We start from the raw sequence: 4,517 nt of genomic DNA, 5'->3' as shown, positions 1-4,517 counted from the left end.
GACCAGTTGCGCCAGACGCAGGTCGCCGGCACCGAGGGCGGCGAACATGTCTTCGGCGGTTTTCATGTTGGCCTTGTCGGCCAGCTTGTCGAAATCCACCGCCGGCAGACCGAGGCGATTGAGCTCGCGTTCGATCAGGGTTTTACCGGCCGCGACGTTCTGGTCACGAGCCTGCAGCTTGAACCAGTGAACAATCTTCGCCCGCGCCCGCGAGGTGGTGACGTAACCAAGGTTCGGGTTCAGCCAGTCGCGGCTCGGCGTACCGTGCTTGCTGGTGATGATCTCGACCTGTTCACCGGTCTGCAGGCTGTAGTTGAGCGGGACGATCCGGCCGTTGATCTTCGCGCCACGGCAGTTATGGCCGATTTCGGTGTGCACGCGGTAGGCGAAGTCCAGCGGCGTTGCGCCCTTCGGCAAGTCGATGGCGTGACCGTCAGGGGTGAAGATGTAGACCCGGTCCGGCTCGATATCGACCCGCAACTGTTCCGCCAGACCACCAATATCGCCCAGTTCTTCGTGCCACTCGAGGACCTGACGCAGCCAGGAAATTTTCTCTTCGTAGTGGTTCGAACCGGATTTGACGTCAGTGCCCTTGTAGCGCCAGTGCGCGCAGACGCCGAGTTCGGCTTCTTCGTGCATCGAATGCGTACGGATCTGGACTTCCAGCACCTTGCCTTCCGGGCCGATCACCGCGGTGTGCAGCGAGCGGTAGCCGTTCTCTTTCGGGTTGGCGATGTAGTCGTCGAACTCTTTCGGGATGTGCCGCCACAGGGTGTGGACGATGCCGAGCGCGGTGTAGCAGTCGCGCATTTCCGGCACCAGCACGCGCACGGCGCGCACGTCGTAGATCTGGCTGAATTCCAGACCCTTGCGCTGCATTTTGCGCCAGATCGAATAAATGTGTTTGGCCCGGCCACTGATGTCGGCGTCGACGCCGGTGGCCTGCAATTCGTCCTTGAGCTGGGTCATCACGTCGCTGATGAAACGCTCACGGTCCAGCCGCCGCTCATGGAGCAGCTTGGCAATCTGTTTGTATTGGTCGGGTTCCAGGTAACGGAAGGACAAATCCTCCAGTTCCCACTTGATATGACCGATGCCGAGGCGATGCGCGAGCGGCGCATAGATGTCGAAGACTTCCCGGGCGACGCGGTTGCGTTTTTCGTCGTCGGCGGTTTTCACCGCACGGATCGCGCAGGTCCGTTCGGCCAGTTTGATCAGGGCAACGCGCACGTCGTCGACCATCGCGACGAGCATCTTGCGCAGGTTTTCCACCTGCCCTTGCGTGCCCATCACCATCGACTGGCGCGGGCTGAGGCTGGCACTGATGGCCGCCATGCGCTGCACGCCGTCGATCAGTTTGGCCACCACCGGGCCGAAGCGCTGGCTGACGGCCGCGAGCTCGATCTGGCCTTCGCGCACGCCACGGTACAGGACCGCCGCGACCAGCGAATCCTGATCGAGTTTGAGGTCAGCGAGAATTTCGGCGATCTCAAGGCCGGTACTGAAACTGCCGGTGCCTTCGGACCACAGATTCTTCGCGGCGTTGGACTGTTGTTCGGCCTCGCGAGCGAACTCGCAGGCTTCTTTCAAGGCTTCGCGATCCAGTGCCAGATCGACACTGACCGCGTGATCGAGCCAAGCCTCGAGATTGATACTGCCGTCAGTGTTGATCGGCTGGTGTGCTCTCACCTGTACCATCTTGCTTTACCTTCCCTACGACGCAGATTCAATGCGTCAAATCGCTGACCTTCATTGCCCGTTTGCGCTCGCGGGGCTCGAGCGAGCGCTGCCAGGACAGGTCAGACGGATGACGAGCCATCCTGGCTCGCTTCAAATAACGCCATGGCCTCGACATGTGCCGTCTGAGGAAACATATCGAGAATCCCGGCACGTTTTAACCGGTAGCCCTGTTTGATCAATTCGACCGTATCGCGCGCCAGAGTTGCAGGGTTGCACGACACATACACCAACCGCTTCGCGCCCAGGGTCGCAAGCTTGCGCACCACCTCGAAAGCACCGTCACGCGGTGGGTCCAAGAGTACCGCAGAAAAGCCGTTTGCGATCCACTCGGCATCGCTCAAAGGCTGGGATAAATCGGCTTGAAAAAACTTTGTGTTATGCAAATTGTTGCTAGCGGCATTCGCCGCAGCGCGCTCGACCATGGTCTGCACACCTTCGACCGCCACCACTTCCCGCACGCTTTTGGCCAGCGGCAAAGCAAAGTTGCCGAGGCCGCAGAACAGATCCAGCACGCGTTCGTCGCTGCCGGGTTTCAGCCAGTCCAGCGCTTGCGCAACCATCGCTTCGTTGACCCCGGCGTTGACCTGAATGAAATCCCCCGGGCGGTACGCCAGATCCAGATCCCACTGTTCCAGGCGATAGCCCAGCGACTGCGAAGCATCGACCGGTTGCGGCTCGCCTTCGCCATGCAGCCATAATTGCGCCTCATGGAACTGGCAGAAATCCTTGAGGATCGTCAGGTCCGCTTCGGACAACGGCGCCATATGACGCAGCAACACCGCCAGCGCCGAGCCGCTGAACAACTCGACATGCCCCAGCGCCTGCGGTTTGCTCAACCGACGAAGCATCTCCGGCAACCGGGTCATGATTGGTTGCAAGGGCTGTACCAGCACCGGGCATTCGCTGATCGCGACGATGTCCTGACTGCCGGCGGCGCGGAAACCGACTTCGAGTTGCCTGGCCTTCATGTCCCAGCGCACGGCGATGCGGGCGCGACGGCGATAGCCGAATTCAGGTCCGGTCAGCGGTGCTGCCCATTCTTCAGGTTCGACACCGGCAACGCGCGACAATTGCTCGGCAAGCATGCGCTGTTTCAGGGCAAGCTGTTCGCCGTGGGGCAGATGCTGGACGCTGCAGCCACCACAACGACCGGCGTGCGGACAGGGTGCCGGGCGGCGTAATTCGCTGGCCTTGAACACGCGCTCGGTTCGCGCCTCGACCACTTTGCCGTGGGCGCCGAGCACCCGCGCCTCGACCTCTTCACCCGCGAGGGCGCCGAGGACAAACCAGGTGCGGCCTTCGAAAAACGCGATACCGCGACCGTCATTGGCCAGACGCTCGATGGTCAGGCGCTGCTTTTTGCCGGTCGGAATTTGCGCGGCCTTGCTGCCGCCGGTGGGCTGGAAGCGCAGGCCTCTCTCATGCTTGGCCATCAGTTGGGCGCGTCGAAAATGCCGGTCGACAGGTAACGGTCGCCACGGTCGCAAATGATCGCGACGATCACCGCGTTTTCAACTTCTTTGGACAGGCGCAGCATCGCTGCCACCGCACCGCCCGAGGACACGCCGCAGAAGATGCCTTCTTCGCGGGCCAGACGACGGGTGACGTCCTCGGCTTCGCTTTGCGCCATGTCGACGATGCGGTCGACGCGGTCGGCCTGATAAATCTTCGGCAGGTATTCCTGCGGCCAGCGGCGGATGCCGGGAATGGCCGAGCCTTCCATCGGTTGCAGACCGACGATCTGCACGTTGTCGTTCTGCTCTTTCAAGTAGCGCGACACGCCCATGATGGTCCCGGTGGTGCCCATCGAACTGACGAAATGGGTGATGGTGCCCTGGGTCTGGCGCCAGATTTCCGGACCGGTGGTGGTGTAGTGCGCTTCAGGATTGTCGCCGTTGGCGAACTGATCGAGCACCTTGCCACGGCCTTCAGCTTCCATGCGCTGAGCGAGGTCGCGGGCGCCTTCCATGCCTTCTTCCTGGCTGACCAGAATCAGCTCGGCACCGTAGGCGGTCATCGCCGCCTTGCGTTCGGCACTGGAGTTGTCCGGCATGATCAGGATCATCTTGTAACCCTTGATCGCGGCGGCCATCGCCAGGGCGATCCCGGTGTTGCCCGAGGTCGCTTCGATCAGCGTGTCGCCGGCGTGAATCTGCCCGCGCAACTCGGCGCGGGTGATCATCGACAGCGCCGGACGGTCCTTGACCGAACCCGCCGGGTTGTTCCCTTCGAGCTTGAGCAAAAGGGTATTGCTGGTGGCGCCAGGCAGGCGCTGCAAACGAACCAGCGGAGTGTTGCCGACGCAATCGGCGATGGTTGGGTACTGCAAGGTCATGGCGTATTCGCAATCCAGACGTGCGGGGGCGCCTATCATACCGGCAAACCTGCGCAGGCCATATCACGCAAAGTGCGGTGCTTATGGTTTATGGGAATAAGGGATTGAAAGTCGCACCAGTGGTGCGACTTTTGCCGTGGGTCACCTTAGTGGGCGGTGACGCGTATGGCCTCTTCGCGAGCAGGCTCGCTCCCACAGGGGGATCAGCGTTGATCACACAATCTGCGGCGAACCGGGTTCAACTGTGGGAGCGAGCCTGCTCGCGAGGGCGTCAGTCGGCCCAACACCGTCATCAGCCACCAAGCGCAAATTCAAGCGCAACCCCGCCCCGCTGTTCTCCGCCCAAATACTTGCGCCCTGGCGCTGCACGGCATTGCGCGCGATGCTCAACCCCAAGCCAAATCCACCGTCTCCGGGCCGCGAGCCGTCGAGGCGGGTGAAC

General features: G+C 61.9%; 3 protein-coding genes and 1 pseudogene. All 4 read right to left on the bottom strand.

Features of this window, described 5'->3' with window-relative positions; genetic code table 11:
• Window positions 1–1,698 (bottom strand): bifunctional (p)ppGpp synthetase/guanosine-3',5'-bis(diphosphate) 3'-pyrophosphohydrolase (locus DBR24_RS16985; protein ID WP_146189072.1); only part of this gene is annotated, 1,698 nt, incomplete at its 3' end.
• Between the two features lie 101 nt (window positions 1,699–1,799).
• Window positions 1,800–3,173: a 23S rRNA (uracil(1939)-C(5))-methyltransferase RlmD gene (rlmD, locus tag DBR24_RS16980; RefSeq protein ID WP_128615322.1), complete on the bottom strand. Its 1,374-nt coding sequence runs from the start codon at window positions 3,171–3,173 to the stop codon at window positions 1,800–1,802.
• The gene (gene cysM, locus DBR24_RS16975; RefSeq protein WP_177490603.1) at window positions 3,173–4,075 is read right to left on the bottom strand and encodes a cysteine synthase CysM; all 903 of its coding nucleotides are present in this window, start codon (window positions 4,073–4,075) and stop codon (window positions 3,173–3,175) included. The genes rlmD and cysM overlap by 1 nt, the downstream gene beginning before the upstream one ends.
• Before the next feature lie 213 nt (window positions 4,076–4,288).
• Window positions 4,289–4,517, bottom strand: a pseudogene (locus DBR24_RS32525) (two-component sensor histidine kinase); the annotation flags it as partial.

This window comes from Pseudomonas sp. HMWF006, from assembly GCF_003061205.1.
GTDB lineage: Bacteria > Pseudomonadota > Gammaproteobacteria > Pseudomonadales > Pseudomonadaceae > Aquipseudomonas > Aquipseudomonas monsensis.
Note: the sequence above shows the minus strand (reverse complement) of the source record. Positions and strands in the feature narration are given on the sequence as shown.